29 protein-coding genes and 1 pseudogene are annotated in these 24,539 nt (G+C 39.8%); 14 read left to right on the top strand and 16 right to left on the bottom strand.

Annotated elements, in window-relative coordinates; translation table 11 throughout:
- Positions 1 to 45 precede the first annotated feature (45 nt).
- The 14 genes and pseudogenes from HCUR_RS05530 to HCUR_RS05465 all read left to right on the top strand — a co-directional run bounded on the left by HCUR_RS05530 (position 46) and on the right by HCUR_RS05465 (position 10,424).
- The gene (locus HCUR_RS05530) at positions 46 to 513 is read left to right on the top strand and encodes a MarR family winged helix-turn-helix transcriptional regulator (RefSeq protein ID WP_104207113.1); all 468 of its coding nucleotides are present in this window, start codon (positions 46 to 48) and stop codon (positions 511 to 513) included.
- Positions 510 to 1,160, top strand: a pseudogene (locus HCUR_RS05525) (CatB-related O-acetyltransferase). Before HCUR_RS05530 ends, HCUR_RS05525 begins: the two are co-directional and overlap by 4 nt.
- Positions 1,157 to 2,791 (top strand): GNAT family N-acetyltransferase, encoded by a 1,635-nt coding sequence (locus HCUR_RS05520; RefSeq protein ID WP_104207112.1) that lies wholly within the window; start codon positions 1,157 to 1,159, stop codon positions 2,789 to 2,791. The pseudogene HCUR_RS05525 and the gene HCUR_RS05520 overlap by 4 nt, the downstream one beginning before the upstream one ends.
- Positions 2,788 to 3,291, top strand: a complete 504-nt coding sequence (locus HCUR_RS05515; RefSeq protein ID WP_207760941.1) for a P-loop nucleotide/nucleoside kinase family protein — start codon at positions 2,788 to 2,790, stop codon at positions 3,289 to 3,291. Before HCUR_RS05520 ends, HCUR_RS05515 begins: the two co-directional genes overlap by 4 nt.
- 60 nt (positions 3,292 to 3,351) lie before the next feature.
- Positions 3,352 to 4,122, top strand: a complete 771-nt coding sequence (gene cutA, locus HCUR_RS05510; RefSeq protein WP_104207111.1) for a divalent cation tolerance protein CutA — start codon at positions 3,352 to 3,354, stop codon at positions 4,120 to 4,122.
- On the top strand, positions 4,119 to 4,649 hold the full coding sequence (locus HCUR_RS05505; protein ID WP_104207110.1) for a dihydrofolate reductase family protein: 531 nt from the start codon (positions 4,119 to 4,121) through the stop codon (positions 4,647 to 4,649). Before cutA ends, HCUR_RS05505 begins: the two co-directional genes overlap by 4 nt.
- On the top strand, positions 4,646 to 5,914 hold the full coding sequence (locus tag HCUR_RS05500; protein ID WP_104207109.1) for a GNAT family N-acetyltransferase: 1,269 nt from the start codon (positions 4,646 to 4,648) through the stop codon (positions 5,912 to 5,914). The genes HCUR_RS05505 and HCUR_RS05500 overlap by 4 nt, the downstream gene beginning before the upstream one ends.
- The gene (locus HCUR_RS05495) at positions 5,911 to 6,219 is read left to right on the top strand and encodes a hypothetical protein (RefSeq protein WP_129591927.1); all 309 of its coding nucleotides are present in this window, start codon (positions 5,911 to 5,913) and stop codon (positions 6,217 to 6,219) included. Before HCUR_RS05500 ends, HCUR_RS05495 begins: the two co-directional genes overlap by 4 nt.
- Positions 6,216 to 6,683, top strand: coding sequence for a GNAT family N-acetyltransferase (locus tag HCUR_RS05490; RefSeq protein ID WP_104207107.1), 468 nt, complete (start codon positions 6,216 to 6,218; stop codon positions 6,681 to 6,683). The genes HCUR_RS05495 and HCUR_RS05490 overlap by 4 nt, the downstream gene beginning before the upstream one ends.
- A gap of 28 nt (positions 6,684 to 6,711) precedes the next feature.
- Complete coding sequence (locus HCUR_RS05485; protein WP_104207106.1) at positions 6,712 to 7,398, top strand: aspartate/glutamate racemase family protein; 687 nt, start codon at positions 6,712 to 6,714, stop codon at positions 7,396 to 7,398.
- Position 7,399: 1 nt separating this feature from the next.
- Entirely contained in the window at positions 7,400 to 8,278 is an 879-nt protein-coding gene (locus HCUR_RS05480) for an aminoglycoside phosphotransferase family protein (RefSeq protein ID WP_104207122.1), read from the top strand.
- Positions 8,271 to 9,023: a methyltransferase domain-containing protein gene (locus HCUR_RS05475; protein WP_104207105.1), complete on the top strand. Its 753-nt coding sequence runs from the start codon at positions 8,271 to 8,273 to the stop codon at positions 9,021 to 9,023. The genes HCUR_RS05480 and HCUR_RS05475 overlap by 8 nt, the downstream gene beginning before the upstream one ends.
- Complete coding sequence (locus tag HCUR_RS05470; RefSeq protein ID WP_165780795.1) at positions 9,007 to 9,486, top strand: TspO/MBR family protein; 480 nt, start codon at positions 9,007 to 9,009, stop codon at positions 9,484 to 9,486. The genes HCUR_RS05475 and HCUR_RS05470 overlap by 17 nt, the downstream gene beginning before the upstream one ends.
- A gap of 89 nt (positions 9,487 to 9,575) precedes the next feature.
- Positions 9,576 to 10,424 (top strand): AraC family transcriptional regulator, encoded by an 849-nt coding sequence (locus HCUR_RS05465; protein ID WP_104207103.1) that lies wholly within the window; start codon positions 9,576 to 9,578, stop codon positions 10,422 to 10,424.
- 28 nt (positions 10,425 to 10,452) lie between these two features.
- Here the strand turns inward: HCUR_RS05465 and HCUR_RS05460 are convergent, their stop codons facing one another.
- The 16 genes from HCUR_RS05460 to HCUR_RS05380 all read right to left on the bottom strand — a co-directional run.
- On the bottom strand, positions 10,453 to 11,364 hold the full coding sequence (locus HCUR_RS05460; protein ID WP_104207102.1) for an aminoglycoside phosphotransferase family protein: 912 nt from the start codon (positions 11,362 to 11,364) through the stop codon (positions 10,453 to 10,455).
- Complete coding sequence (locus HCUR_RS05455) at positions 11,361 to 11,912, bottom strand: GNAT family N-acetyltransferase (protein WP_104207101.1); 552 nt, start codon at positions 11,910 to 11,912, stop codon at positions 11,361 to 11,363. The genes HCUR_RS05460 and HCUR_RS05455 overlap by 4 nt, the downstream gene beginning before the upstream one ends.
- Before the next feature lie 18 nt (positions 11,913 to 11,930).
- Entirely contained in the window at positions 11,931 to 13,373 is a 1,443-nt protein-coding gene (locus HCUR_RS05450; protein ID WP_104207100.1) for an AAA family ATPase, read from the bottom strand.
- An 830-nt stretch (positions 13,374 to 14,203) separates the two neighbouring features.
- Positions 14,204 to 15,091, bottom strand: a complete 888-nt coding sequence (locus tag HCUR_RS05440) for a ribose-phosphate diphosphokinase (protein WP_104207098.1) — start codon at positions 15,089 to 15,091, stop codon at positions 14,204 to 14,206.
- Positions 15,088 to 15,867: a tryptophan synthase subunit alpha gene (gene trpA / locus HCUR_RS05435; RefSeq protein ID WP_104207097.1), complete on the bottom strand. Its 780-nt coding sequence runs from the start codon at positions 15,865 to 15,867 to the stop codon at positions 15,088 to 15,090. Before trpA ends, HCUR_RS05440 begins: the two co-directional genes overlap by 4 nt.
- The gene (gene trpB / locus HCUR_RS05430) at positions 15,848 to 17,047 is read right to left on the bottom strand and encodes a tryptophan synthase subunit beta (protein ID WP_104207096.1); all 1,200 of its coding nucleotides are present in this window, start codon (positions 17,045 to 17,047) and stop codon (positions 15,848 to 15,850) included. Before trpB ends, trpA begins: the two co-directional genes overlap by 20 nt.
- Positions 17,037 to 17,645, bottom strand: a complete 609-nt coding sequence (locus HCUR_RS05425; RefSeq protein ID WP_207760940.1) for a phosphoribosylanthranilate isomerase — start codon at positions 17,643 to 17,645, stop codon at positions 17,037 to 17,039. Before HCUR_RS05425 ends, trpB begins: the two co-directional genes overlap by 11 nt.
- Positions 17,635 to 18,357, bottom strand: a complete 723-nt coding sequence (locus HCUR_RS05420; protein WP_104207121.1) for an indole-3-glycerol-phosphate synthase — start codon at positions 18,355 to 18,357, stop codon at positions 17,635 to 17,637. Before HCUR_RS05420 ends, HCUR_RS05425 begins: the two co-directional genes overlap by 11 nt.
- A 53-nt stretch (positions 18,358 to 18,410) precedes the next feature.
- On the bottom strand, positions 18,411 to 19,397 hold the full coding sequence (gene trpD, locus HCUR_RS05415) for an anthranilate phosphoribosyltransferase (RefSeq protein ID WP_104207094.1): 987 nt from the start codon (positions 19,395 to 19,397) through the stop codon (positions 18,411 to 18,413).
- Positions 19,394 to 20,539 carry an aminotransferase class V-fold PLP-dependent enzyme gene (locus HCUR_RS05410; protein WP_104207093.1) on the bottom strand — a complete coding sequence of 382 codons (1,146 nt, stop codon included), beginning with the start codon at positions 20,537 to 20,539 and terminating at the stop codon, positions 19,394 to 19,396. Before HCUR_RS05410 ends, trpD begins: the two co-directional genes overlap by 4 nt.
- On the bottom strand, positions 20,529 to 21,359 hold the full coding sequence (locus HCUR_RS05405) for an ABC transporter permease (RefSeq protein ID WP_104207092.1): 831 nt from the start codon (positions 21,357 to 21,359) through the stop codon (positions 20,529 to 20,531). Before HCUR_RS05405 ends, HCUR_RS05410 begins: the two co-directional genes overlap by 11 nt.
- A complete protein-coding gene (locus HCUR_RS05400) occupies positions 21,349 to 22,083 on the bottom strand; it encodes an ATP-binding cassette domain-containing protein (protein ID WP_104207091.1) in 735 nt (244 codons plus the stop codon). The genes HCUR_RS05405 and HCUR_RS05400 overlap by 11 nt, the downstream gene beginning before the upstream one ends.
- A 3-nt stretch (positions 22,084 to 22,086) precedes the next feature.
- A complete protein-coding gene (locus tag HCUR_RS05395) occupies positions 22,087 to 23,055 on the bottom strand; it encodes an ABC transporter substrate-binding protein (RefSeq protein ID WP_104207090.1) in 969 nt (322 codons plus the stop codon).
- Between the two features lie 394 nt (positions 23,056 to 23,449).
- Positions 23,450 to 23,848: a hypothetical protein gene (locus HCUR_RS05390; protein WP_104207089.1), complete on the bottom strand. Its 399-nt coding sequence runs from the start codon at positions 23,846 to 23,848 to the stop codon at positions 23,450 to 23,452.
- On the bottom strand, positions 23,839 to 24,237 hold the full coding sequence (locus HCUR_RS05385) for a recombinase zinc ribbon domain-containing protein (protein ID WP_104207088.1): 399 nt from the start codon (positions 24,235 to 24,237) through the stop codon (positions 23,839 to 23,841). The genes HCUR_RS05390 and HCUR_RS05385 overlap by 10 nt, the downstream gene beginning before the upstream one ends.
- Before the next feature lie 15 nt (positions 24,238 to 24,252).
- The coding region (locus HCUR_RS05380; RefSeq protein WP_207760939.1) for a recombinase family protein at positions 24,253 to 24,539 on the bottom strand (287 nt) is incomplete at its 5' end.

The raw sequence follows: 24,539 nt of genomic DNA, 5'->3' as shown, positions 1-24,539 counted from the left end.
ATCAACCCACAATATGCACCAAGCAATTAATCGGAGAGTCATACAATGAAAAAGTCATCAAAAACGAACTGGATCAACATGAACGAAGTGTCAGGCTTCTTGCTCTATTCTGCTTATTTTGCGTGGAAGCGCAAGATTGAAAGTACGCTTTTACCTCATGATCTTACTCACGTTCAGTTTATGCTTTTGATGACGCTTGGGTTTTTGAAGAAAGATGGAGCGGATGTATCGCAAAATGACCTCGCCAAGTTTTTGAGTTTTGATGTGACAATGACGTCTCAGGTGTTGCGGGCCCTGGAAAAAAGAGGACTTTTGAAGCGCTCCCAAAAGGAAGGTGACGAACGGTCTAAGTTTTCAGAATTAACAGATGCTGGTGCCGCTAAAATACAGGGAGCAGCAAAAGATTTGCTCAAGGCCGAAGAATCATTTTTTGTAAGTTTAGGGGAAAATAAACAAGGGTTTGATGAGCATTTGCGCGGCATTTTACAACAACAAATAGCGGATGCAGCATGAGTATTTTTAAAAGTTATCGCGAATCAATTATTATTAAAGATCACGTTAAAGCAAAGCACATTATTGTTGGTGATTATTCTTATTATTCAGGATATTACCACGCTAAACCTTTTGAAGACTGCGTTATGTATTTAGATGAAGCAGACGACCATAGGCTACCACATGAAACTGATCGCCTGATTATTGGTAAATTTTGCTCTATTGCAACTGGTGTCAAATTTATGATGGGTGGCACTCAAGGTCATACTTATGAATGGATAGCCAGTTAGCCATTAGATTTTTTGGAAGAAGATTTCGATGGTTACAACAAAGTTCCACCAAAGGCCCAAAAACTAAAAGGGGATACTGTTATTGGCAATGACGTTTGGATTGGGGCAGAGGCAATGATTATGCCGGGTTTACAAATAGCAGATGGTGCTGTTATTGGGGCACGCAGTTTAGTTACAAAAAACGTAGGCCCTTATGAGATATGGGGCGGGAATCCTGCGCAGTTAATTAAAAAGCGCTTTTCTGATGAAGAAATCGAGAAGCTACTAGAAATCAAATGGTGGGACTTCAGCATAGAGGAAATCAAAGCCAATTTGCACTTGATACGGTCCAAAAACGTCTATGAATTGTGGAATAAATTGAGAAAAGATCAAGTATGACAATCACTTTCAAACCACTACATGAATCACATTTTCCGCTCCTGTTAAAGTGGTTAGAGTCGCCCCATGTCAAAAAATGGTGGGATCAGGATGTGACATATATGCTGGAGTTGGTGAAAGAAAAATTTGGTAAACACATCCGTAGCCTTACTCTTTCAAAAAATTCAAACCACAAAACATATGCTTACATCATCTGTGTGAACAAAGAAATGATAGGTTATATACAGGCTTATAATGCCCGTGATTTTGCGCAAGAGAATGGCCTAAATTTAAGCGCTATTTCTGGTTCTGTATGCGGTATAGATTTATTTATCGGAGAGCAACCGTTCTTACACAAAGGATGGGGAACAAGAATTTTAAATGAATTTGAAGAACAGATATTAACTCCACATTTTGATTGGTGCCTAATTCATCCATCAAAAGACAATCTAACCGCAATTAAAGCTTTTACAAAAGCTGGGTTTAAAATATTTGAGCAATTTCAAACAGAATCTACCGCTTGGATGTTAAAGGATTTATCCTCAAGAAATGACCCGTTACCAACTATCCAAAAACTGATTAAAGAACGCTACGAAGATGCTCAAGCAGTATTCTGGGCAGGATCAGTTTCAGTTAATCATGGAACAAGTGCATCCGATCTATATCTTGTGATTGTTTTTGAAGAAGTAGCTCACGCTTATCGAGAAGCCTTTATTTACGATGGTTGGCCTATTGACGCATTTATTCATGATCTTGATACCTTAAAGTATTTCTGCAGAAGGCTTGAGGCTAGTGATGGCAAACCGGCTCTCATTAATATGATCCTGCATGGTCAGGAAATATTAGCGCAAAACTCTGTGAGCATGGAAGCTAAGGTAATCGCAGCTGAAGCTTTAGCAAATGGCCCAAATCCATGGAATCCGGCTCAAATCGATAAAGAGCGTTTTCTCATCACAGATATCCTGGATGATATTAAATCTCCTAAAAACAAAGAAGAGCAAATAATCTCTGTCGTTCATTTGTTTGAACCTCTGTTGCAGTTTTATTTTAGAGCCGCGAGAAAATGGACCGCTAGCGGCAAATCATTGATACGCCTTTTTAAACAAGAAAATCCAGAGCTTGCTGAAGAATGGACTACTGCTTTTGAAAGCTTGGTTAAAACAGGTGATTCTAAAGCAGTTGAGACTGTTGTGACAAAGATATTGGAGCCCTATGGTGGCTACTTGTGGGATGGCTTTAGGTCTGATGCACCAGAGGAGTGGAAAGAATTCGATGAAGGCAAAATCCTTGATGAACTTAAATCAAGGGAACCGATCTTCCATCATCCTGAAAAGTTTGGGAAAACAAAACAAGATATTGAAAACCAAATGTGTGATGAATTTTGGGAAGTCGGTGCATCAGGTAATGTCTACACCAAAAAAGATGTCATAGAAACTCTACTCGAGCGCTATAACGACCCAGATTATCAAGATATTTGGGAAGCAAAAGACTTTGAGCTAACCACAATTGCGCCGGATAATTATTTACTGACATACACCCTTATCCAAGACAAAACAAGAGTCACCAGAAGATCAACCCTTTGGAGCAAAAAGAATGGTGATTGGAAGATACTCTATCATCAAGGAACTTTGATTGAAGGAGGTGGCATATGATACAACCAACAACCATCATCTATTTAACAGGCAAGCCCGGGGTCGGTAAATACACCATTGCCAAGGAATTAGCTGCAAAGTATGGTTTTATCGTATGCGATAATCAGCTGATCAATAATCCTATTTTTGAGTTATTGCAATATGACGGATATGCCAAGATATCTGATTTTTCTTGGGAAGCCATCGGGAATATAAGAACGTGGATTTTTAAATTTTTAACAAAAGAAACAAGCAATAGTTACGTGCTTACAAATAACCTTTATGAAGATGAGGGTGATAGAGACTGTTATGAGCAAGTGCAAAATATGGCAGAAGCAAGAGGCTCAATATTTGTGCCTGTCAGGCTTTTGATTGATCAAGATGAACATTTGCGACGGGTTGTGAATCCAAACAGGCGAGATCGATGGAAATCAATTGATCCGCAAGATGTGCACGATCAAACCCCACTTCTTTCCATATCCCACCCTAATTTATTTTCGCTTATTTTCGCTAAATGTTAACAATTTAAGCCCAGAAGATGCAGCAGAGGCCATTATGAAACACGTTAAAGGTTTAGAATCATGACTAACAACATTGCAGTTTTATATACTACTATTGGAACACAGCAAGAAGCAGAACAGCTAGCAAACATTATGATCTCTCAGAAACTAGCAGCTTGCATTAATATCATACCTGGGGGCCAGTCAATATATCTTTGGGACGGTAAAATAGAACAAAGTGCTGAATGCTATATGTTATTCAAAACGACCATAGAGGCCATGCAGGAATTAGAACAATTTATTATTCAAAACCATCCATATGATGTGCCTGCAATTCTAAAGCTTGCTCCAGAATCTTCTGAAAAATTTGCAAATTATATCTCTAAATCTGTTTGGCATAATAATGTGAAATCAGAGCGCAATTCAGGAGAAATAGTATTAAAAGAAGATGGTGCAGAAGATATCAAAACAAAATTGCAATTTGAGCTGCGCGAATATAATCGTCCATTTTTGGGAAAATATGAACGTAAAAATTTTGCTGCTTATATACCAGATCACAATTGTGCTCTAATTGCAGGAATATCCGGCTTCATAATTATACCTCACCAAACTATGAGGCTTGAGTTAGTTTGGGTAGATGAAGCGCATAGAAAAAAGGGATTGGGCTCAAAGCTATTTGAATATATTGAACAGTATGCCATAGCAAAACATTGCAAAGAAATACAGGTGAGTACTGGAAAATGGCAAGGTCAAGCTTTTTATGAAAAGATGGGCTATGAAATAGTTGGAATAATACCAAAATGGTTCTGTGATCAAGATGAAATTTTTCTTGTTAAAAGATTAGAATTATGAACAAAATAATCCTCTACATTGCAACTTCGCTTGATGGCTTTATCGCAAGATTAAACGGCGGCGTTGATTGGCTTCCGCATCCAAAAGATGATGCTGAACTAGAGGCTGTCGGTTATAAAAGTTTAATGTCCAGTATCGATACAATTCTAATGGGCAGCCGAAGCTATAAACAAATTTTAAGCTTTGGTGATTGGGGCTGGCCGGATAAACACACCTATGTTTTTACCTCCAAAAAACTTGAAGCAGATAAACCCTATGTCAGCATTACGTACGATAACCCATTTGAGTTTATGGCCAAGTTCAAAGACCGCACATCAGCTAAAGACATCTGGCTTCTGGGCGGTGCAGAGCTTGCCAAAAGCTTTGCACAAGAAGGCTTAATTGACGAAGTTATTCTTACAATTGTCCCTCAAACTTTAGGAGAAGGTATACCGCTTGGTTTAACTTTTGAAAAGTTTGATTTAACAGCAGAAAGAGCTTTAACGGATGGGATGATACAAAAAACTTATTTGAGCAAAGAATTATGAAGATTCGTTTTGAAAAAGTAACAGGAGCTCATTTAGACACCATCTTTAGTTGGCTTTCCGAGCCTCATATGATGGAGTTCTGGGATAACAGTCAGGAACATAAAGATGACATCGTAAATTTTGCTGATGGGCAAAAAACACCATCGTCTTATGCAAATGGCCATTACGTTTATTGGATTGCCTCCCTTGAAGATGAACCTTTTGTAATGCTGATGACTATCCAAGAAACCCATAAAGAGGATATAGGCGAAGAAAAACTTAAAAGACTTTCAAAAACAGGTCATACCTACGGCCTCGATTACATGATCGGTAACCCTAAGTTTTTCGGGAAAGGCTATGGATCGAAAACGCTTTCTGATTTTATCGATTATTTCCAGGAATTTTTTGATACCAGAGCAGATACATTCATAATCGACCCCGCTAGCGATACCCCTAAAGCAAAGCATGTTTATATGAAGGCAGGATTTAAACATGTCTGCGATTTCATGATGGAAGGTGATGTAAGTGGCGCAGGCAAAGTTCATCATCTACTACTTAGAAAATTTGAACCGACGGTTTCGATTATTCAAGAAACGATGGATGATTATCCCTGCATTCAAAATATGGCACGTTTCTACGTTTATGATTTATCTCGAGAATGTGGGTCGATCTCATCTGATTGGGCAATGCCGGAAGATGGACTATACGAAAGCTTTGATTTTAAAAATTATTTTGAAGAGCCATCCAGAAAAGCTTATTTAGTTAAAGTTTATGATGAGATAGCCGGCTTTGTCCTACTTAATCAAGCAACTGAAGATGCCACAAACACCTGGAACATGGGTGAGTTTTTTATTATCGCTAAATTCCAAGGTGTGGGCATTGCTACTCGTGTTGCTAAACAGATATGGAATATGCATCCAGGCATGTGGGAAGTTTCCGTTATCCCTAATAATAAGTCAGCCTTAAAGTTTTGGGGAAAGTCTATCAGTGAATTTACCTCTGGTACTTTTAATAAGCAAATCAAAGAAGTTGCATATGATGAGCATTGCCCTCGAAGAATCATTTTTGAATTTGATACGCAAAATATCATCAATCAAAATACAGTCCCCCGGTTTGTTGTACGCACGTCTCAGCTTCCTGATATCGATGCTATGGTTTCACTCTCAAAAGCCAAGCGGTTAGCTTATGAGAGAGCCAGGCCACATTTTGGCGATATGCTGGAGAAGACGGCGATAATACACAAAGACAGTGGTTTACAGAACTTCTGGAAGACAAAAATTATTTGATGTTTACTGCGGAAAACGACACCCCAGAAATCCTTGGCTTTGTGATTGGCAAGCTCATGCCTGCTCCAGAAGTTTATAATCCCGGCGGCCTAACAGTGATAATAGATGATTTCTGCGTGCAATCCGAGAACCTTTGGCAATCTGTTGGCGCAAGGTTAATTGAAGAGATCAAAATTCCAACTCAAAGTAAAGGCGCCACGCAAATCCTTGTTGTATGCGGCTCGCATGACAATCCAAAACGCAAATTCTTGAGCGAACAGAATTTATCCATTGCATCTGAGTGGTTTGTAGGAGGCATTGTATGATAAAGATCGAACTTTTAAAAAATCATCCCAGCGCCATATCGGAACTTGCACATATTTGGCATGAAGTCTTAGGCAAAATCTGGGTCCCTGATGTGCCCGTTGAACGTGTTATCACAAGATTTGCAGATCACTTGAATGATTCAAATTTACCAATCACCTTTATTGCATTAGATGGCGATTTACCGGTTGACATGTGTTCTTTGCGCGAAAATGATGGTATTCGTCCAGATCTAACGCCTTGGCTTGGTTCACTTGTTGTCGATCCAAAATATCAGAGACAAGGCATTGGTAATATGCTGATTGATGTGACTGTACTGAAAGCAAAAGAGCTTGGTTTTGAAAAGCTGTACTTGTTTGCTTTTGATCCCACCATACCAGAATACTACGAACGTCTTGGATGGAGCCCAATATGTATGAATGAATTTAAATCCCATCCTGTAACCGTTATGGAGGTGGATTTATGAAACAACTTTTATTAATTGGAGAAATTTTATGAAAACAATAGGTTTGTTGGGAGGCACTGGGTGGTCTTCTACAATTGGATATTACAAACTGCTAAATGAATTAGTTGCAGAGCGCTTAGGTGGTTATCACAGCGCAAAGATATTGCTAAAAAGCATTGATTATCATGATATCATGGTAAATTATGGCATAAATCATGATGCAGTTAGCCCAGTTCTGGAAAAAGAACTGCTGGAATTAATAGCACTAAAACCAGATTGCATAATCATTTGCTGCAATAGTCTGCATAAATATTACGACATGATCAAGTCAAAATTAGAATCAGACATTCCAGTTATGCATGCAATTCAATTAGTTGCAGATCACTTAAATGCGAATGGTCTAAAGAAAGTTCTGTTACTTGCTACCAAGTTTACAATGGAAGATGGTTTCTTTGCTAAAATACTTGAAGATAATGGCATTCAAGTTGAAATACCAAATGCCAATGAGAGAAATAAAATGCAAGAGATTCATGCAGAGTTAATGCATAACGTCGTCACTCAGGCATCTCGAGATTATTTCTCAGATTTAATTACGAATCACAAAGGTTTGGATGCTGTAATATTAGGTTGCACAGAATACCCCTTGGTTGTAGATCATAACAATTCAATATTGCCAATTGTAGATCCTGTCTATTTGCAGGCCGTGACTGCTGTAAATTATGCATTGGATTTATAGTATGAATATAGATATTACACCAGATCTTGCACGCAAACTTATAGCGGAGCAATTTCCAGAATACCCTAGTTTACCTATCGTTGATGTTGAGAAACAAGGGCATGATAACCGCACCTATAGGCTCGGAAACCATATGCTCATTCGTATGCCAACAGCCGAAGATTACGCTTTAAAAGTTCCAAAAGAGCAAGAGCTGCTGCCGCAATTAGCAAAACGTTTTAGCGTTAGCATTCCAGCTCCAATTAAAATGGGAAAGCCATCGACAGATTATCCTTATCCATTTTCTATATACAAATGGTTGCCTGGCAAAAGTATCAATTTGCTGACGTTAACAGCTCAAGACAAAGAGCAACTTGCTTTTGATCTCGCAAAATTTTTAAAAAAACTGCAAGTAATTACAGATGTTGAAGGCCCTGATCCTGGTCAGCATAATTGGTGGCGAGGCGACCACGTCAGTGTTTATGGCAAAGGAGCTCGAGAACAAATAGCAGAGCTGGTTGAGATCATAGATGCAAGCAAAGCACTAGCTTTATGGGGCCGTGCTTGTGAGACAAAATGGGATAAAAAGCCTGTATGGATTCATGGGGATTTTGCGATTGGCAATATACTGATGGATAGCGGCAAACTATCTGCAGTCATTGATTTTGGTGGTGCTGCCGTTGGTGATCCTGCCTGCGATCTTGTAATTGCATGGACCTATTTATTCGGCAAAGCGCGTGAGATTTTTATTTCTGAAATGGATATGGATACTGATACATGGCTTCGTGCACGTGCCTGGACACTTTGGAAAGCAACATTTGAGCTATGCCAAATTGCAGATAAAAACAGCCCTGAGGCTGGTTTACAAAAACGAATTATTGATGAGGTTATGAATGGATAAAACTTTAGACACCTATCTCAGCCTTTGTACAGAGGTTTACGAATTAAGCAAGCCAAACTCACCTGAAGATGCCTATGCTTTTTATCGTGATTATGCCATGAAAGCAAATGATCATATTTTAGAGCCGATGTGTGGTACAGGCCGATTTTTACTTCCCTTACTTGAAGAAGGTTTCAATGTGCATGGCTTTGATGGAAGCAGTCATATGCTTGACGTCTTAAATGCTAAAGCCAAAACTAAAAATCTTGACGCTACGGTATGGAAAGGCTTTGTTGAAGATTTAAAACGTCCAGAAAAATACAATTTGATTTTTATTCCCAGTGGGTCTTTCTGTTTAATCATCGACCCTGTGCAGGTAGAGAAGTCACTTAAAGCCATTTATGAGTACTTAACTGACGGTGGTGTTTTCTTGTTTGAAGCGGAAACTCTGCACGCAGTGCCTCAAACAGGTATATGGCGCGGTTCGGTATGGCCTAAATCTAATGGCCAAAAAATTATCCTAAGCCAGCTTGCCAATCGCCAAGACGATATCTGTACCAGCCTTTGCAAATATGAACTGATGGAAGCGGGAAAGATTACCCATACAGAAATTGAAGAGCTGAGAGTGAAAATTTATGACCAGGATCAGCTGATGGAAATCCTAAAATCCGCAGGCTTTAAACACATCAGAACGCTCAAAGCTTTTGATCAATCTTCAGGGCCTGCTAGCCAAGATGAGTCTATTGTTTATGAATGCAGAAAATAAAAGCCACCTCTCTTTAATCATCTGGATTGCAGCTCTGATTGCGATTGGTGGGGTAATTGGCTCTTTAACCAAGCCAGAGATTAGTACTTGGTATAGCATCTTACATCGCTCCAGCCTAACACCACCAAATTATGTATTTCCAATAGCCTGGACTATTTTATACGGCATTATTGGCGCTTGTGGCTGGCTCATTTGGCGCCCTCAAGCATTGCCCAAGCTAAGTGTTATCAAAACTTTATACGTGACCCAGCTCATCTTAAACTGGAGCTGGACTCCCTTCTTCTTCAGCTATCACTTAACCGGATTTTCCCTCGTAGTTTTGGTCGCTATGGATATTCTGGTAGTCACGCTCATTTTCCTAGCTTACCGAAAAATGAGAGCCGTATCGCTGCTTATGATTCCTTATCTGTCATGGATTCTATTTGCCAGCTACTTAAACTTTTACATATGGTGGTGTAACTGAATGAAGATTAGCAATGGTGGTCAAGCATAAAAAACATAAACGTCGTATTTTTATCCATGTAGACGGTTACAACTGAAGTACGGGATATTATGAGTTACAAAGAACGAGTCGACAGAGTGATTGATTTCATAGGCAAGCATCTTGATGAAGAGCTTGAGTTGGATGAGCTTTGCCGCATCGCTTGTTTTTCAAAATATCATTTTCATCGGTTGTTTACGGCTTACACTGGACTTCCTCTCATGGGCTATATCAAGTGGCTGCGGCTTAAACGAGCTGCTCATCAACTGATTGTTCATAAAGAGGAAAAAATTATTAACATTGCTTTGGATGCGGGGTTTGAATCCTATGAGTCATTTACGAGAGCCTTTAAACAAATCTGTGGAGAAAATCCCACTGATTTTAGGCTTAAATCAAGTTGGCATACATGGGAAGCTCCGCCTTATTCAGTGCCTAAAGGAGACACGAAAATGATAAATGTAAGTATTAAAGAATTACCTGCTAGACGGCTGGCGGTGATAGAACACTATGGAGATCCTAGAAAAGTAGGTGAGACTGCGTCTAAGTTAATAGCGTGGTCTAAAGCACAACCTGTAAATTTAAAGCCTAAACCAGGTGAAGCTTTTGGTTTTGGGTATGGTGATCCAAAGGAAGTTCCAGCAGAAGAATTTCGCTTTGACCTTGCGATTACCGTTCCGCAAACATTAAAGCTTGATGGTGAAGTTATAGAAAAATATCTTCCTGCAGGTAGGTATGCTGTTATTTCCCACAAAGGGTCGCGTGAATCCATTAGCGAAAAAATTTACTGGCTATATCGAAATTGGTTACCCGAATCTAAAGAAGAACTTGGTGATTTACCTTGCATATTCTGTTACTACAATTTTGATCATGAAGTGGCTGAAACAGAATTGATCACGGAAGTGTGGTTGCTTCTTAAGTAGTATGAGTATTGGGGGATAATCTTGTACCTCAATCATTAAATGGCCGCAGAACATCAAAAATCTTTGTTAGCTCAAAATAGCTTATATCACAACCATCCTCTAACGCCCAAGCCCATGCAAGCACTGCCTGAACAAAACACCAATCAAGAATTCGTTTAGCTGGTATACCAAGGAGCTCAGAAAATTGAGTGATGCGATTATGAATAATAGTGGTAGCATCAGCGTGATGCAGTAATTCTGGGATTGGATTTCGGATAAAAGCCGCCACTTCGTAGGCTGGCTCACCAATCACGCCTTTAGGATCGATCACCATCCAGTCGTCACCATTTTGCAAAATATTGTCATGATGCAGGTCGCCATGGAGAAAAACGTCTGGTTTAGAAGTTTGTAACAGCTCGCCTCGGAGCTTTCTTGCTTTTTGCAGATATCCATCAGGAATGAGGCAGTCCTTATCCAAAGCCGCAAGCCAACTCGCCTCGGCGAAGCCTCCGGCGTAGCCTGGGTCTTTGATGTGAGGGAATGGGTGATCTTTAGGAATATTTTCTTGGTGCAGTTTTTTCATGACCCCACAGGCAATTTCGATAGATTCATGTTCTTGGTTTGGAAAATAACTTTTAAGAGATACCCCAGGAATGGCTCTTTCCAAAAGTAACATTCCATTATCTTCGACAAGCACCTTCACTGCACCATATCCTGCAAAGCACTTGAGCGCAAACGCTTCTCGAGCTAAACCTTCACTATCAAGGCTAGCTTTTAGGATAATGGGATTATCGCCCTGGAATCCTGATAGCACATAATTGTAGGTAAGATTAGTGACTTCTTTTAAATCACGCAAATCTAACCTTGAAGCTATTGCAGCAACAAGCTCAGGTAGTGCATCTAGCCATGCTTTGCCTTTTTCTCCGTAAATGCTGATGATGTTGGAATGGAAGGTGTTCATTTGATATACTCATCAGCGCTTAATCTATACAGAACATGATGAGAAAGTTTGTGATCAGCAGGAAATTTTGGATGAGCAAAATCACCGTTTAAATCTCGTTTTAAGCCTATCTTTTCCATGACTCTTAAAGACCTAACATTTGCAGGAACTGTAAAAGAAACGATTTCTTTAAGACCACACTGCTTAAACCCATACTCCAAGGAAGCTTTGGAACCTTCTGTTGCATATCCTTTGCCCCAGTACTGAGAGCCAAGTCTCCAACCCACTTCAACCGCGGGGGTAAAATTGAATTCCCAATCGGTATAGTTAAGTCCAGTAAAGCCCATCAATTCCTTGGTTTCTTTCAGGTAAGCTGCCCATAATGTATAACCGTGTTTATCTTGATGATTATTAACAGAAGGGATGAAATCATTCACTTGTTCCATCGTTAAGGCCCTGGGCAAGAACTCAATGACTTTTGGATCTTGGTTGATTTGAAAATAGGGATCTGCATCCTCTTTCCTCAAAGTTCTTAAAATAAGCCTTTCTGTTTCAATAATGGTTGTCATATTTTTCCTCAATTAAATTTATTTCTCAGTTTCCAAAAAATCTACAATATCGACGATACGATAAAAGTAAGGATTTGTGGCAATAGAAGACGCAACGCCGCTCAAATGAAACAATACAGCCACCTTTGCACATCCCTTGGGTGTCTTTAATCTTGATAACTTTTCCTGCATTTCGGTAATGATGTCGCTACTTATTTCACGCCTTTTGAATTTGAATTCACAAATAAACAAGCTGTTTGTTTTGGTCTGCACCAGATAATCAATTTGGCAGCCTTGTTGAGTCGTGGTTTTCGTCTGCCTATAAGGGCCACTACGTACAATATCAACAGGTGAAATACCTAATTTTTGAAGCAACAGTGGACGGTTTTGTAAAAGCAATGCCTCGAGCCGCAATCCCATATGCGTTTCAAATCCGAACATGGTAGATAGCGGCGCTTGATCGAATCCACCATCAGCAATAGCACCCAGATTTGGTTCAATTACTTTAAGATAAAACCTCATATAGGGGTCTGAAATTCTATATAAGCTTTGCTTTAGGGGTTCTGCCGTTTTAAATGACCACAAGGATTGTTTGATAACAAATCCTGCCACAATGAGATGATCCATCAGTTGGCTTAAAGTACCACTGTGAGCAAATTCTATGCTCTGCCTTATTTCTGATAGAGTTCTTGCGCCATCTTTAAGGCTATCCAAGATCTTCTTATATGTGGCACCCTTACCATTAAATAGGTCGTGAAAAATACGATCGAATTCAGTAACGAGCAATCCATTCTTTTCAAAGGCGAGCTGTTTTATGTTATCATCAGCCGTCATACCAGGGCTAAATTGCTCCAAATACCATGGGACACCGCCAACAATGCTGAGCAACTTGTACGTATCATAATGAGAAAGCTGCATGCCGAGCGTCCTTAAGAACTCTGCGCTTTCAGGAATCGATAATGGTTCTAAGCTGATAGTTAAATTGATGCGCCCAAAGAATGCCGTGCTCTTTAGGATATTTTCTTCAATCCAGGTTGATACTGATCCACAAAACACAAGCAAAACATGCATCGTTTGCTTGTCCCACCAAGCCTTGAGTTTAGGAATGAAGCTAGGGTCTTTTGATCCCATCCATGAAATCTCATCAAGCAGGATGATGTCCCCTGGCTTGATATGTAGGCTCAAATGCTCAAATGCATCGCTCCAATTCAAGAAAGTCATGGGCGGTATTTTTAGCATTAGCGCGAGTTGCCGTGCAAAATTATCCCTTTGTTGTTGAGCGGAGATACCATCTTTCGGAGCGAGTCCTGCAAAACTCCAAAATGTTTGACTACCCGATATTTTAGAAAATTCTCCTATAAGCCTACTTTTTCCAATTCTTCTTCGTCCTTTTACGACGACAAGGCTAGATGCTTTCTTCTTATACAGAGCTTTTAGCCGCTCTAGTTCGGCTTTCCGGCCAATAAATACTGGATTGGACATGCTGACCTCTGCTTATGCTTAAAATACATTATATCACATCTCGAGCACAGCATTAAGTCAATAATAAATGCTCAAGATGATGATTTTAGCTTCTTGAGACTTGATGATGCTATACATCATGCCATCTAGGTTTCAAATTTCGATACCTAATCGACATATAAAGCAGTTTATAATAGTCCTTATTAGACATAGTGATTGCCATAACTATCTTTAATAGATTGCGACTTGTTTTGAAAAAAGATGAAATTTATCACAAATAGTTGGTGGCATGTCCGTAAAGTTACATATAGTGTAATTTTATAAACATATTGCATGTACTTAAAATCACGAAAATAGAGATTTTATAGACACGTTAAGGCTTGACAGAGAATCCAAAATGGTTCATTTGACCTTCTCCAGCCTTCGCTAAAGCTTCGGCCTGGCAGGGCCAAGTACGCCTATATAATCGCCAAAGAGAGTGAAAACATGACTATACCACTCCAGTTTGGCGTTGGTTAGGTTACGGTAAACCGATCTCCGCCAGATTTTTTACAGAGAACTTTTCTCACGTCTTTTTGTGCTAGCGTTAGTAGGTCTCAAAACCCCAGTATCTGCAGGCTTTCCAGCGTTTTTGTTTAGCGTTAGACCCGTACCTCACTTTCTCCAATTTTGCCATTTTGCCCCCAAAATCTCCCTTTTTTCCCTCTCTATCTCCGATACATGCGAACACTCCGGGGAAGGTACGCATGTCCCCAAACCCTCTATTCGCCTGGGGTTTAGAGGATTGAGGTTTTTTGCTCATGCATTTTTTAGAGAACGAAACCCAGAGTAGCAATAGAGATTCGAAACAATCATTTATTACATTTCAACAAAGCCTTAACTATAAGCTCACTTGTTTGAATTACATTAATAAAAGAAGGTAAGTTTTGATGATGTACGGTATCTGTTATAAAGAATTCAGCAAATCCTGCTCGACTTATTCTATCTATGCAGTTTTCAGAAAAGACGGCATGGGTAATGCAAGCACTTACTGAGTTTGCGCCACTTTGCATTAAAAGCTTCCCTGCTTCGCATAAAGTGCCGCCAGTGTCTACTATATCATCTATAATAATACAATCTTTTCCAGTAACATTGCCTATAACATCGGACATTATGCACTTGCCCTGAAGATCGCGCGTCTTGTTAATGATGGCAAGGACAGTTTCGAGCTTCGAAGCCAGTATCCTGGCCCGTGGCAAGCCGCCAACATCAGGGGAGATAACCATATAATTACTATTTTTCTGCAATGCATTAATAAAACAATCTGTCGAGTCAAGGTTTTTAACTCCAATCTTAAAAAACCCTTCTGATTGTTTTGAGTGCATATCTACAGTCACCACTTTATCAATACCGCTAATTTCAATTATCCTCGCTACTAAACTGGCTGATATCGGGCCATACTCATAAGATGGTCTGTCTTGCCTACCATAGCCGAAATAGGGTATAACTGCAGTTATGCTGTTGCAGCCAGCTCTTTTTGCGGTATCTGCAAGTAATAATAGCTCCATCAGGTGGTCATTTGCAGGTCTCGTTGTAGATTGTAATATAATTACGTCCTCGCCGTATAAATCCTTGTTTACTTGGACTTTTAGCTCTTGATCCGCAAATTTCTTGGTATTTGCAATAATGCAATCACATCCAAGTTTGCCTGCTATCTGCTGAGCAAGGATTGGATGACTGCTTCCTCCAATGATTATCATAAATTACCTCCATGTATAATATCCGCAAATTCTTTTACTTTATCTTCAAACGCACCTATCCCAGAGGTTTCGAGTGTTGAAACCAGTTTACTCCCTATAATCACCCCATCGGCAATGTGACTCACATATTTCGCTTGTTCTATTGATGATATGCCAAATCCTACTGCTATTTTTGTATTAGTTATGGTTTTACGTAAATCATGCAGCTCCTCCTCTAAAGTATTCGATAAATCTTGCTGGATGCCAGTAACAGACAGTCTAGAGATATAATAAATAAAGCAAGGCTTACGCTTTATATAAATAGGCAGCCTTGCTGGATCTGTTGTGGGCGATACAAGCAACACAATTTCTAGTCCAGCTTCTTGAAGTATAGCGTAAAAATCCTCACCTTCTTCCGGTGGAAGATCTACAACTAGCACTCCATCTATTCCAGCTGCTTTAGCTTGGTGACAAAATTTACCGTAACCGAACGCCAAGATCGGATTAAGGTAAGTAAAAAGTATGATCGGTGTTTTGCAACCCATACTCCTTATTGCTTGCACTTGTGTTAATACTTCACCAAGGTTCATACCATTTCCTATAGCGAGTTCAGCAGCTCTTTGATTCACAGGACCATCAGCAATAGGATCTGAAAAAGGCACACCAAGCTCTATTATATCAGCCCCAGCTCGTGCAAGGGCCATAACAGCTTTTGTTGATACTGCTAAATTAGGATGTCCAGCCATAATAAATGGGATGAATATGGACTTATGTTTGTCAAATGCCGCTTTTATCATTTTTATCCTCCAAATAGGTTGCTAATGTTTCTACATCCTTATCTCCTCTACCCGAAAGCCCTATGAGCATTATGTAACTTTGCGGAAAAAGTGGGGCTGCTTTAATAGCATAAGCTATAGCATGCGCGCTTTCTAATGCTGGAATAATTCCCTCTAGCTTTGCGAGCGTAAAGGCGGCATGCAAAGCTTCTTGGTCTGTTGCATAAGTATATTGAACACGTTCTATATCATGCAAATAAGCATGTTCTGGCCCTACACTTGGATAATCAAGCCCTGCCGAAACGCTATGCGTATTGCTAACATTTCCATACTCGTCTTGCAAAAGATAGCTCTTAGTTCCTTGTAATACACCTGGTTTTCCGCCATTAAACCTGGCAGCATGTTCACCAAGACGCAGGCTGATACCACCGCCTTCAATTCCAGTCATTTTTACTTGTAAATCGTGTAAAAAGGGATGAAATAAGCCAATAGAATTACTACCTCCACCAACACACGCAACCAATTCATCTGGCAACTTATCAATCATTTCCAATATTTGCTTCCTCGCTTCAATTCCGATAATTCTTTGAAAATCTCGAACAATGGTAGGATAAGGGTGTGGCCCTAGTGCTGAGCCCAGAACATAGTAGCTATCTTTAATATTACTAACCCAATCGCGCATGGCTTGAGATGTTGCGTCCTTAAGGGTTTTAGACCCGTTATGCACTGCTCGAACTTCTGCACCTAATATTTGCATACGTACTACATTAAGGTGCTGCCGCTCCATATCAACGGCTCCCATATAAACGACACACTCCATGCCGAGTAAGCTTGCTATAGTTGCCGTTGCAACTCCATGCTGCCCTGCGCCTGTCTCTGCTATCAGCCTGCGTCTACCCATATGTTTTGCAAGTAGTCCTTGGCCAACCGTATTGTTGATTTTATGCGCACCCGTATGGGTTAAATCTTCGCGCTTTAGATATATTTGCGCACCATTAAGATGCTGGGTTAGACGTTTTGCAAAGTATAATGGGGTTGGCCTCCCTACAAAGTGAGTAAGCAAATCTTGTAACTCTTGCTTAAAAGTTGCTTCATATTGAAGCTTTAGATATGCAGCTTCTAATTCTGCAAGTGGTGCCATTAATGTTTCAGGAGCATAAGCACCACCATATTCCCCAAAATATCCTTTTTTATTTGACATTTTCACACCTCATTAAAAATTCTTTTACTGCTACTGGGTTTTTACTTCCAGGCCGCTCTTCAACCCCGCTCGCTACATCAACCGCAAACGGCTGCACATACTTTATGGATGTCGCAACATTTGAGTTATTTAACCCACCTGCTAAAATAAGCTTATAGTCTTTGACTAGTTCTCTGGCCAAATCCCAATTAGCAAGTCTACCAGTGCCACCAAGCAACCCATCCTGCTGTTTCGGGGCATCGAGTAATATAAACCCATATTCTTGCAATATTGGAGTTTCAGGCAGCTCATCTTTAGATGAGGCTTGCAAAGCTAATATAATTCGCTTTTTATCAAAAAATAATGATGGGTTTTGTTGATATATTTGAACCAGATCAAGAAACTCTAAAGCATCCAACATCTCATGTTGTGAATAATCGATCAAAATCCCCGCTTTTATAATATGTTTTGGTAATTGTGACGTAATTTCTCTCGCTTTTTGAAGCGAAACATAACGTGGGGAATTTTTATAAAAATTAAATCCAATCGCCCATGCACCATGATTCGCAGCAAATGATGCATCTTCTAGAGTAGTGATTCCACAGATTTTAGCTTTCATTACGTACCTCAGATATCAATTTCTGTAGTTCCATTCCAGGATTTTCATGCCTCATCAACATTGAGCCAATTAGAAATCCATCCAATCCAATATCCTTCATCTCTTGAATTTGCACAGCGTTATCTATGCCGCTTTCACATATAACATAGCAATCATCTGGAATGTGTTTTATTAAATTACCAGAAGTATCCAAACTGATTTCTAACGTTTGCAGATTCCGATTATTAATCCCGATAACACGAGGAGAAACCTGCAAAGCTTGTTCCAATTCCAAAGCATTATGCACTTCTATAATCGGTGTAAGCCCGCAATGCAAAGAATAGTCATAAAGTTCTTTTAATAAATCTTTATTCAAGAAGGTCGCAATAAGCAATACTGCATTGGCACCACATAGAAGCCCTTGTGCTATTTGTTTTTTGCTTAAAACAAAATCTTTAAGTAATATATGCAATTCAGGATGCGCAGCTCTGATATCTTTAATGAAATCTATGCTGCCTTTGAAGTAATTAGGCTCAGCTAACACTGAAACAGCAGCAGCGCCTGCGTTAATATAACTTGAGGCAATATCAACATGGTTTAATTGGCCTGGATATATTTGACCGCGAGAAGGGCTTGCAAATTTTACCTCGCTAATAATGATAGGTTTTGTAGGCGTAGTGAATATCTGGCAGAAATCCAGTGTATTTGGCGTTTCTATGAGATTATCAGGCATTAACTCAACCCTTCTTTCGACATACGATCTAATTTTTTCTAAAAAATTTACACTCATATTGAACCCTTGATTTTATTTAATAACGTAGTAGCTTTGCCTTGTTCTATTGACGCTTTAGCTAGCAATATACCATCTGCAATACTGGTGGATTTTCCAGTAACATATAGTCCTGCTGCAGCATTCAGAAGCACTATATATAATTTAGGGCCATTAATTGTGCCAGATAATATGTCACAAATAAGGGTTGCGTTTTCGGCAGCACTTCCTCCTCTTACATCAGAAAGTTGCGCTTTAGAAAAGCCAAAATCCTGAGGGATCAGGTCATATTCTTTTATAGATATACCTTTAACCTCAATTACATGAGTATTACTGCTTATACTGAGCTCATCCAGGCCATCATCAGAATGCACAACGAGCGCATGATTAACCTTTTGTACTGCCAGTACTTCCGCTACTTTTTGCATTAAATCCCTTCGATATACACCTATAACGCATCTCTTTGGTCGCATAGGATTGAGAAGTGGACCTATGATATTAAAAATAGTTGGGAACCCAAGTTTTTGACGCAATGCTCCATATTTTTTAAGTTCCTCATTAAATAACGGAGCACATAAATATGTATAGTTCGTCTGCTGTAAGCTTTTTAGACTTTCTTCCACAGTCTGGGGTATCTGTATGCCCAGAGCTTGCACAACGTCATGACTTCCAGCAATGCTGGAAGCAGCCCGGCCTCCATGCTTTGCAACAAAAACACCGCAGCTTGCCATAACAATGCTGGCGGCCGTGGAGATATTGAATGTGCCCATCCCATCGCCTCCGGTACCAACAATATCTACAACTTCAAGACTATGTATTATATTTGTTGAATGCTGTCCAAAATATTGCAGCGCGCCAAATATTTCGTCAGTTGTTTCTTTTTTAGCTCTGAATAATGCTAAAACAGCAGACTGTTTTTCTGGCTCGTATTCAGCAAATTCACTAAATAACTCATAAGCTTCTTGCTGAGTTAAGTTTTCTAAGTTTAATAATTTTTTCATCATGTTACCTTCTGCATCTGATTATATTCTGGTTTTAAATACAAAGCCTTTTCTATAATGAAACGAATTTTCTCAATACAAGACTCAATATTGTCGAGCGAAATATACAGCGGGTTCACACATAGCCGCACTAGATCTGGCGCACGGTAATCGCAGATAAAACTTGCTTCTATAAGTGCGCGGGAGAATGCATATCCATGCTTATGCGTGAGAGCAACATGCCCCCCTCTGTTTTGTGGGGCATAGACTTCTATATCGCAATTCTTTAATGATTCGATGAGGAGGCTACTGTATTCATTGGCTATAGAATAAGCTTTATCTATTAGGCTCCTGTCAAATACCTCCAAAGCATCTTCTAAGGCTTTCATACTTAATATAGCAGGAGTTCCGCTCATAAATTTTCGTACACCAGACGAGGCATATTCTTTTTCAAAAGCGAATGGCTGATTATGCCCCATCCACCCTTGAATCGGACTTTGCATGACTTCGTGATGCTTTCTATTTGCATATATAAATGCAGGACTGCCAGGGCCTCCGCTTAGGTATTTATACGTGCAACCTACAGCAAAATCCACGCCACTCGCCTCTAAATCCAACGGTACTATCCCTATGCTATGAGACAAATCCCATACGATTAGAACGCCATATTTGTGCGCATAGTCATTAATTGCTTTCATCTCTAACACAGAAGCGTCTCTGTAATTAACGTGAGTCAACATAAGTACCGCAACTGTCTCATCTATATTTTCGTATATTTCATCAGCTTTTGTATCTTTTATATACCTTACTTCAGATATTCCTTGGGCAATGTATAAATCGGCTGGAAAATTATCATCAGTAGTGAGAATAATATTACGTCCTTTTTGTAGGCTCATCGCTGCTTTTAACGCCTTAAAAAGATTGACAACTGTAGAGTCACTGACAATAACCTCATCAGAATTGGCACCTACAAGTGCAGCTATTTTTGTACCCAAAGTATATGGCAAATCGATCCAACCGCTTTTATTCCAACTACTAACTCCATATGAAGCGAAATCTTGTAGCGTGTTACACATAGCATCTGAAATTGTTTTAAGACTAGGCCCTAAAGAATGGCCGCACATGTAAACTTTGCCTTCAGGTAAAATGAACTTATCAACTAACATCTTTACCCCCTTTTTGTATTGCAAGCACAATCAACACTATACTTCCTGTAAAGAATTTTAAGTCTGAAGGTGCAAGACCAAAAGATAAAGCGATCCCCTGGATTTGTTGATAAATAAGAGCGCCAATGATGGGGGCTGCTAGTTGTTTTGATATCGTTCTATTGCTTACTATTGATTCTCCGATCATCAGGCTTGCCAACCCATGAATCACTATACCAACTCCCATGCCTACATCCATGAATTGCTGCATTTGCACTATTAAGCTGCCTGCAAGACCAAACATAGACCCTGCAATGAATAAGCCTAAGCTTGTATATTTGTGTACACTAATCCCATGCTTTATAGCAAATTTTGCATTGCTGCCTATTGTGCGAAAGCGTAGGCCAAAATCGGTATGTAAAAACAAGGCAAAAGGTATAATGCAAAGAATAACAACCATAATCAGCGATATCAGATCAAGGTTTATGCCACCCATCTCAAACAATGCTATATTTGGCTTACCCATAATCCTGAGGTTAACACTATAGGCCATGGTGCTGAGTATAATTCCAGCAAGCAGGCTGTTAACCTTTAGCCTGAGAGCCACTTGTGATGTGCCCACTGCCAGCAATCCTCCGGCTATAATAGCACCCATAATAGCTAATATTTTGGGTATCCCTGCAACCATTAAGCATGCACACACTGCGCCTCCGAGTGGGTATGCCCCTTCTGCTGTTAAATCTGGGAAGTCGAGAAAACGGAATGGGATCATAATGCCAAAGGCAATAATTGCTAATATTAATCCTTGTAATATCCCAGTGTAGAGAAGTTCAATTGTCATGTTCACCTCCAGATACTAAAAGCTGCTCCTCATACTGATGAAACATTGCAAGCAAATCCTGCACAGCCAAGGCCTTCTTTTGAGTCCTTTGTATATCTAGCACTATTTTACCCTGGTGAAGCATAATTAAGCGATTGCCATACTTGATAGCGTCATCCATTTTATGCGTAATCATTATGGTAGTTAGTCCACGATTTACGACTTGCTTGTGAGTGTATTCCATAAGCACAGTCTGCATTTTAGGATCAAGTGCCGATGTATGCTCATCTAGCAGCAAAATTTGCCTGCCGGAATTAATTGCCATTAGGGTTGCGATCATCTGCCTTTGCCCACCAGATAGCATTTTCAAAGGTTGATCAATATATTCCTCTAAGCCAATACCCAATTCTTTTAGCTTTTGAATAACTTGATCTTTATATCTTCTATAAAATAGCAATTTTGGCGTTTTTACTTCACTTAAGGCAATGTTCTCCAGCAGAGTCATTTCAGGCACAGTGCCCAAGTTGACATCTTGTACAACTTGCGCCACATCACCGCTTAGTTTTATCTCACCGGAATCCGCTTTATGCTCCCCGCTTATTAACTTAAGCAAAGTAGATTTGCCGCAGCCATTGGCTCCAATCAGCACGCAGAAATCGCCACGTTCTAAAGATAGACTTACGTCATTTATTACAGGCCTAAAAAGACCTTGGAATGATTTTATAACTTTTGTAATATTAATCATAAATCACTCCACAATTGCTATATTGGAAGGAATTGTAATACCTAATTCTGTTGCGAGCTTTTTATTGATCAGACCGTGATGATCCTCAGGTGCTGGATATAACGGAGTCAAGTCACTAATTTTTTGCCCCCGCAGAACATCTGCTGTAAGTTTAGCTGCATTTCTACCAACAGTCGTATAATCCACACCAAAACTTGCAAGCGCTAATCCATCCCTCACTGCTTGCACCTCCACATTAAATACAGGAATATGCATTTTGCGAGCCTCTGCACTAATTACTGGCAACGTTGGCTGGATTGGTCCGCTCGTACCTACATAGATTAAATCCACTTTGTTTTTGAATTCCTGCATTCTGATTTGTACATCGCGCGCTTGTTCCACTGGTATTGCGATAACAGACATATCAAGCTCTGCTGCACTTGCCTTCATCATATTAACTAACGCAATATCATTGGCTTCTGATGTTGCATATAATAGTCCGACCCTCTTTGCTTCTGGTAAAATTGATTTAGCGAATTTCAGAAATGCCTTGAGGTCTTGCATATCAGAGCTGCCTGTAATATTGGTACCAGCTTTATATTTCTCTTTGATCAACCCAGCTTCTACAGGGTCTGTAATGACTGTATAAATTAGAGGAATATCATGAATCTTACCTTTGACTGCTTGTGCAACCGGAGTTGTCATAACCAACATGGCTCTGGGGTTATGCGCTTTAAGACTGATAAGCATTTGCTGGATTAAGCTCGGATCGAATCCAACATCTGCAGTTTCGTAGTGTATATTTTGATTTTCAGTAAAACCTTCCGCTCGCATCTGCTCTTTGAACCCAGCTATGGCAGTCTCAAGAGAAGCATGCGGCCCATAATTAGCTATTGCTACAACAGGTAGCGTATTGTGTGTCTTATTGTTATAAATAGTGAATGCTGTTATAGAAATAATAAATACAGCGATAAAATAGAAGAACTTTTTCATATGTACTCCATGTCAAAAGTTGAGTTTTATAGATAAAGGTGCATTAGGTTAACGTTAATGCAGATCAATTACAGAAAATTAACTATAAAAATACTATTGGCCGGACGGCCACGACATAGAGAAAATAGGGGAAGATTGAAACGAATATTCTAAAACAAGAGATAACATGTTATAAACCATAGATTAAAAAAATTGACAAAGTAACGCACGCAAACGAATTAAGGCCAGCGCCAACCTTGAATTGTCAAATTTTTAATTACTAGGTTTAACATGATTTTTGTTCCATAAAATAAAAATAAAGCTTTACAATAAAGCGCATACCTCAAATGTACACTAATATGGATGCACTGTCAAGCACATAATTTTTTAAAGGCCGTAATGATGGCTGCTCTGTTTAAATTAACGCACAGCCAAATAATTCGCCTTGTTCATACCAGAGGCTGGGGATGTTTTGCATAAGATCGGCGAGTTTCATATGACGAGGTTGATGTCCTAAAAGAATAGCTTCTTTAAGTTTTGGAGCGAGAAAATTGAGTCTAAGGATCAGCTGCACATATTTGGCTGTGACTTTATTAGCGTCACATAAGTCCTGCATAGTTTGATATTTAGCTGATTTCAGCTGGCGTTGCCATAGGTGCGCACGGACCAAGGCTTTTACTAATGTGGTATCTATAGATGCGTTCTGAGTCGCTAATTGTGCCTTGCCTTCCGGTACCAACACCATCTTTCTGCCACCACGTTTTTTAAGGCGCATAGGCATGAATACCGATAACTCACCCTTGCTCATAGGCATGCCTCCATGCCGGCATGGAGCAATAAACTTTGCAGTCCATCTGTATGGATGCGCACATCAATGCCATCCTGTCGTACCAACACCGCTTTGATCAGCAAGCAAATAATGCGGTATTGCTCAACCGGAAAAAGCGAATCCCAAATCACATCAATTTGCTGTAGCATTGCAAAGGCCTCATCCGTGGAAATCTTTCCCTCCAGAGATTTTAGGGTTTTAGCGGTAATTTCAGGGCATTTGAGAAGCTTGCGTACTTGCTGTACCACAAAGCGCTCAACTTCATTGGATGCAATGGTTTTGTGGTGGGAGGTGCAGCTTTTTCCGCGCAAATGATTGCTGCAGGCATAATATCGATAGCGCTTGTCCTTCTTTTTTGTGTAGGTCGGTGTCATGGCTACATCACAGACCTAACAGCGAATGAGGTTTTTTAACAGCGCTTGATCTTTAGCCCAAGATTCTCTGCCTCTGATGTGCGGGCATTTTTCAAAGACGCGCTGCACTTCATGAAAAAATTCAGGCTCTAAAATGCCTTCATGCTCACCCTCATAGACAGCCTCTTTGTGGGCGACAAATCCTTTGTAAACCGGGTTAATCAATGTTCTGCGAAGGTTAGCTTTTGTGAATAACTGCGCGCCATATTCTTTGCCGGTTTTGGTTATGATACGTTTGGTGCGATGGCTTTGTTGATTCAGTT

Origin of the sequence: Holospora curviuscula (assembly GCF_002930195.1) — a bacterium.
GTDB lineage: Bacteria > Pseudomonadota > Alphaproteobacteria > Holosporales > Holosporaceae > Holospora > Holospora curviuscula.
Note: the sequence above shows the minus strand (reverse complement) of the source record. Positions and strands in the feature narration are given on the sequence as shown.

Coding starts and splice junctions, on each gene's coding strand:
- HCUR_RS05465 (WP_104207103.1), top strand. CDS start 9,576: ATGAGTTACAAAGAACGAGTCGACAGAGTGATTGATTTCATAGGCAAG.
- trpD (WP_104207094.1), bottom strand. CDS start 19,397: ATGATGAAAAAATTATTAAACTTAGAAAACTTAACTCAGCAAGAAGCT.
- HCUR_RS05405 (WP_104207092.1), bottom strand. CDS start 21,359: ATGACAATTGAACTTCTCTACACTGGGATATTACAAGGATTAATATTA.
- HCUR_RS05440 (WP_104207098.1), bottom strand. CDS start 15,091: ATGATAATCATTGGAGGAAGCAGTCATCCAATCCTTGCTCAGCAGATA.
- HCUR_RS05420 (WP_104207121.1), bottom strand. CDS start 18,357: ATGCCTGATAATCTCATAGAAACGCCAAATACACTGGATTTCTGCCAG.
- HCUR_RS05460 (WP_104207102.1), bottom strand. CDS start 11,364: ATGAACACCTTCCATTCCAACATCATCAGCATTTACGGAGAAAAAGGC.
- cutA (WP_104207111.1), top strand. CDS start 3,352: ATGACTAACAACATTGCAGTTTTATATACTACTATTGGAACACAGCAA.
- HCUR_RS05485 (WP_104207106.1), top strand. CDS start 6,712: ATGAAAACAATAGGTTTGTTGGGAGGCACTGGGTGGTCTTCTACAATT.
- HCUR_RS05455 (WP_104207101.1), bottom strand. CDS start 11,912: ATGACAACCATTATTGAAACAGAAAGGCTTATTTTAAGAACTTTGAGG.
- HCUR_RS05520 (WP_104207112.1), top strand. CDS start 1,157: ATGACAATCACTTTCAAACCACTACATGAATCACATTTTCCGCTCCTG.
- HCUR_RS05395 (WP_104207090.1), bottom strand. CDS start 23,055: ATGAAAAAGTTCTTCTATTTTATCGCTGTATTTATTATTTCTATAACA.
- HCUR_RS05400 (WP_104207091.1), bottom strand. CDS start 22,083: ATGATTAATATTACAAAAGTTATAAAATCATTCCAAGGTCTTTTTAGG.
- HCUR_RS05505 (WP_104207110.1), top strand. CDS start 4,119: ATGAACAAAATAATCCTCTACATTGCAACTTCGCTTGATGGCTTTATC.
- HCUR_RS05470 (WP_165780795.1), top strand. CDS start 9,007: ATGAATGCAGAAAATAAAAGCCACCTCTCTTTAATCATCTGGATTGCA.
- trpA (WP_104207097.1), bottom strand. CDS start 15,867: ATGATAAAAGCGGCATTTGACAAACATAAGTCCATATTCATCCCATTT.
- HCUR_RS05410 (WP_104207093.1), bottom strand. CDS start 20,539: ATGTTAGTTGATAAGTTCATTTTACCTGAAGGCAAAGTTTACATGTGC.
- HCUR_RS05450 (WP_104207100.1), bottom strand. CDS start 13,373: ATGTCCAATCCAGTATTTATTGGCCGGAAAGCCGAACTAGAGCGGCTA.
- HCUR_RS05425 (WP_207760940.1), bottom strand. CDS start 17,645: ATGAAAGCTAAAATCTGTGGAATCACTACTCTAGAAGATGCATCATTT.
- HCUR_RS05490 (WP_104207107.1), top strand. CDS start 6,216: ATGATAAAGATCGAACTTTTAAAAAATCATCCCAGCGCCATATCGGAA.
- HCUR_RS05530 (WP_104207113.1), top strand. CDS start 46: ATGAAAAAGTCATCAAAAACGAACTGGATCAACATGAACGAAGTGTCA.
- HCUR_RS05480 (WP_104207122.1), top strand. CDS start 7,400: ATGAATATAGATATTACACCAGATCTTGCACGCAAACTTATAGCGGAG.
- HCUR_RS05515 (WP_207760941.1), top strand. CDS start 2,788: ATGATACAACCAACAACCATCATCTATTTAACAGGCAAGCCCGGGGTC.
- HCUR_RS05385 (WP_104207088.1), bottom strand. CDS start 24,237: ATGACACCGACCTACACAAAAAAGAAGGACAAGCGCTATCGATATTAT.
- HCUR_RS05475 (WP_104207105.1), top strand. CDS start 8,271: ATGGATAAAACTTTAGACACCTATCTCAGCCTTTGTACAGAGGTTTAC.
- trpB (WP_104207096.1), bottom strand. CDS start 17,047: ATGTCAAATAAAAAAGGATATTTTGGGGAATATGGTGGTGCTTATGCT.
- HCUR_RS05500 (WP_104207109.1), top strand. CDS start 4,646: ATGAAGATTCGTTTTGAAAAAGTAACAGGAGCTCATTTAGACACCATC.
- HCUR_RS05390 (WP_104207089.1), bottom strand. CDS start 23,848: ATGCCTATGAGCAAGGGTGAGTTATCGGTATTCATGCCTATGCGCCTT.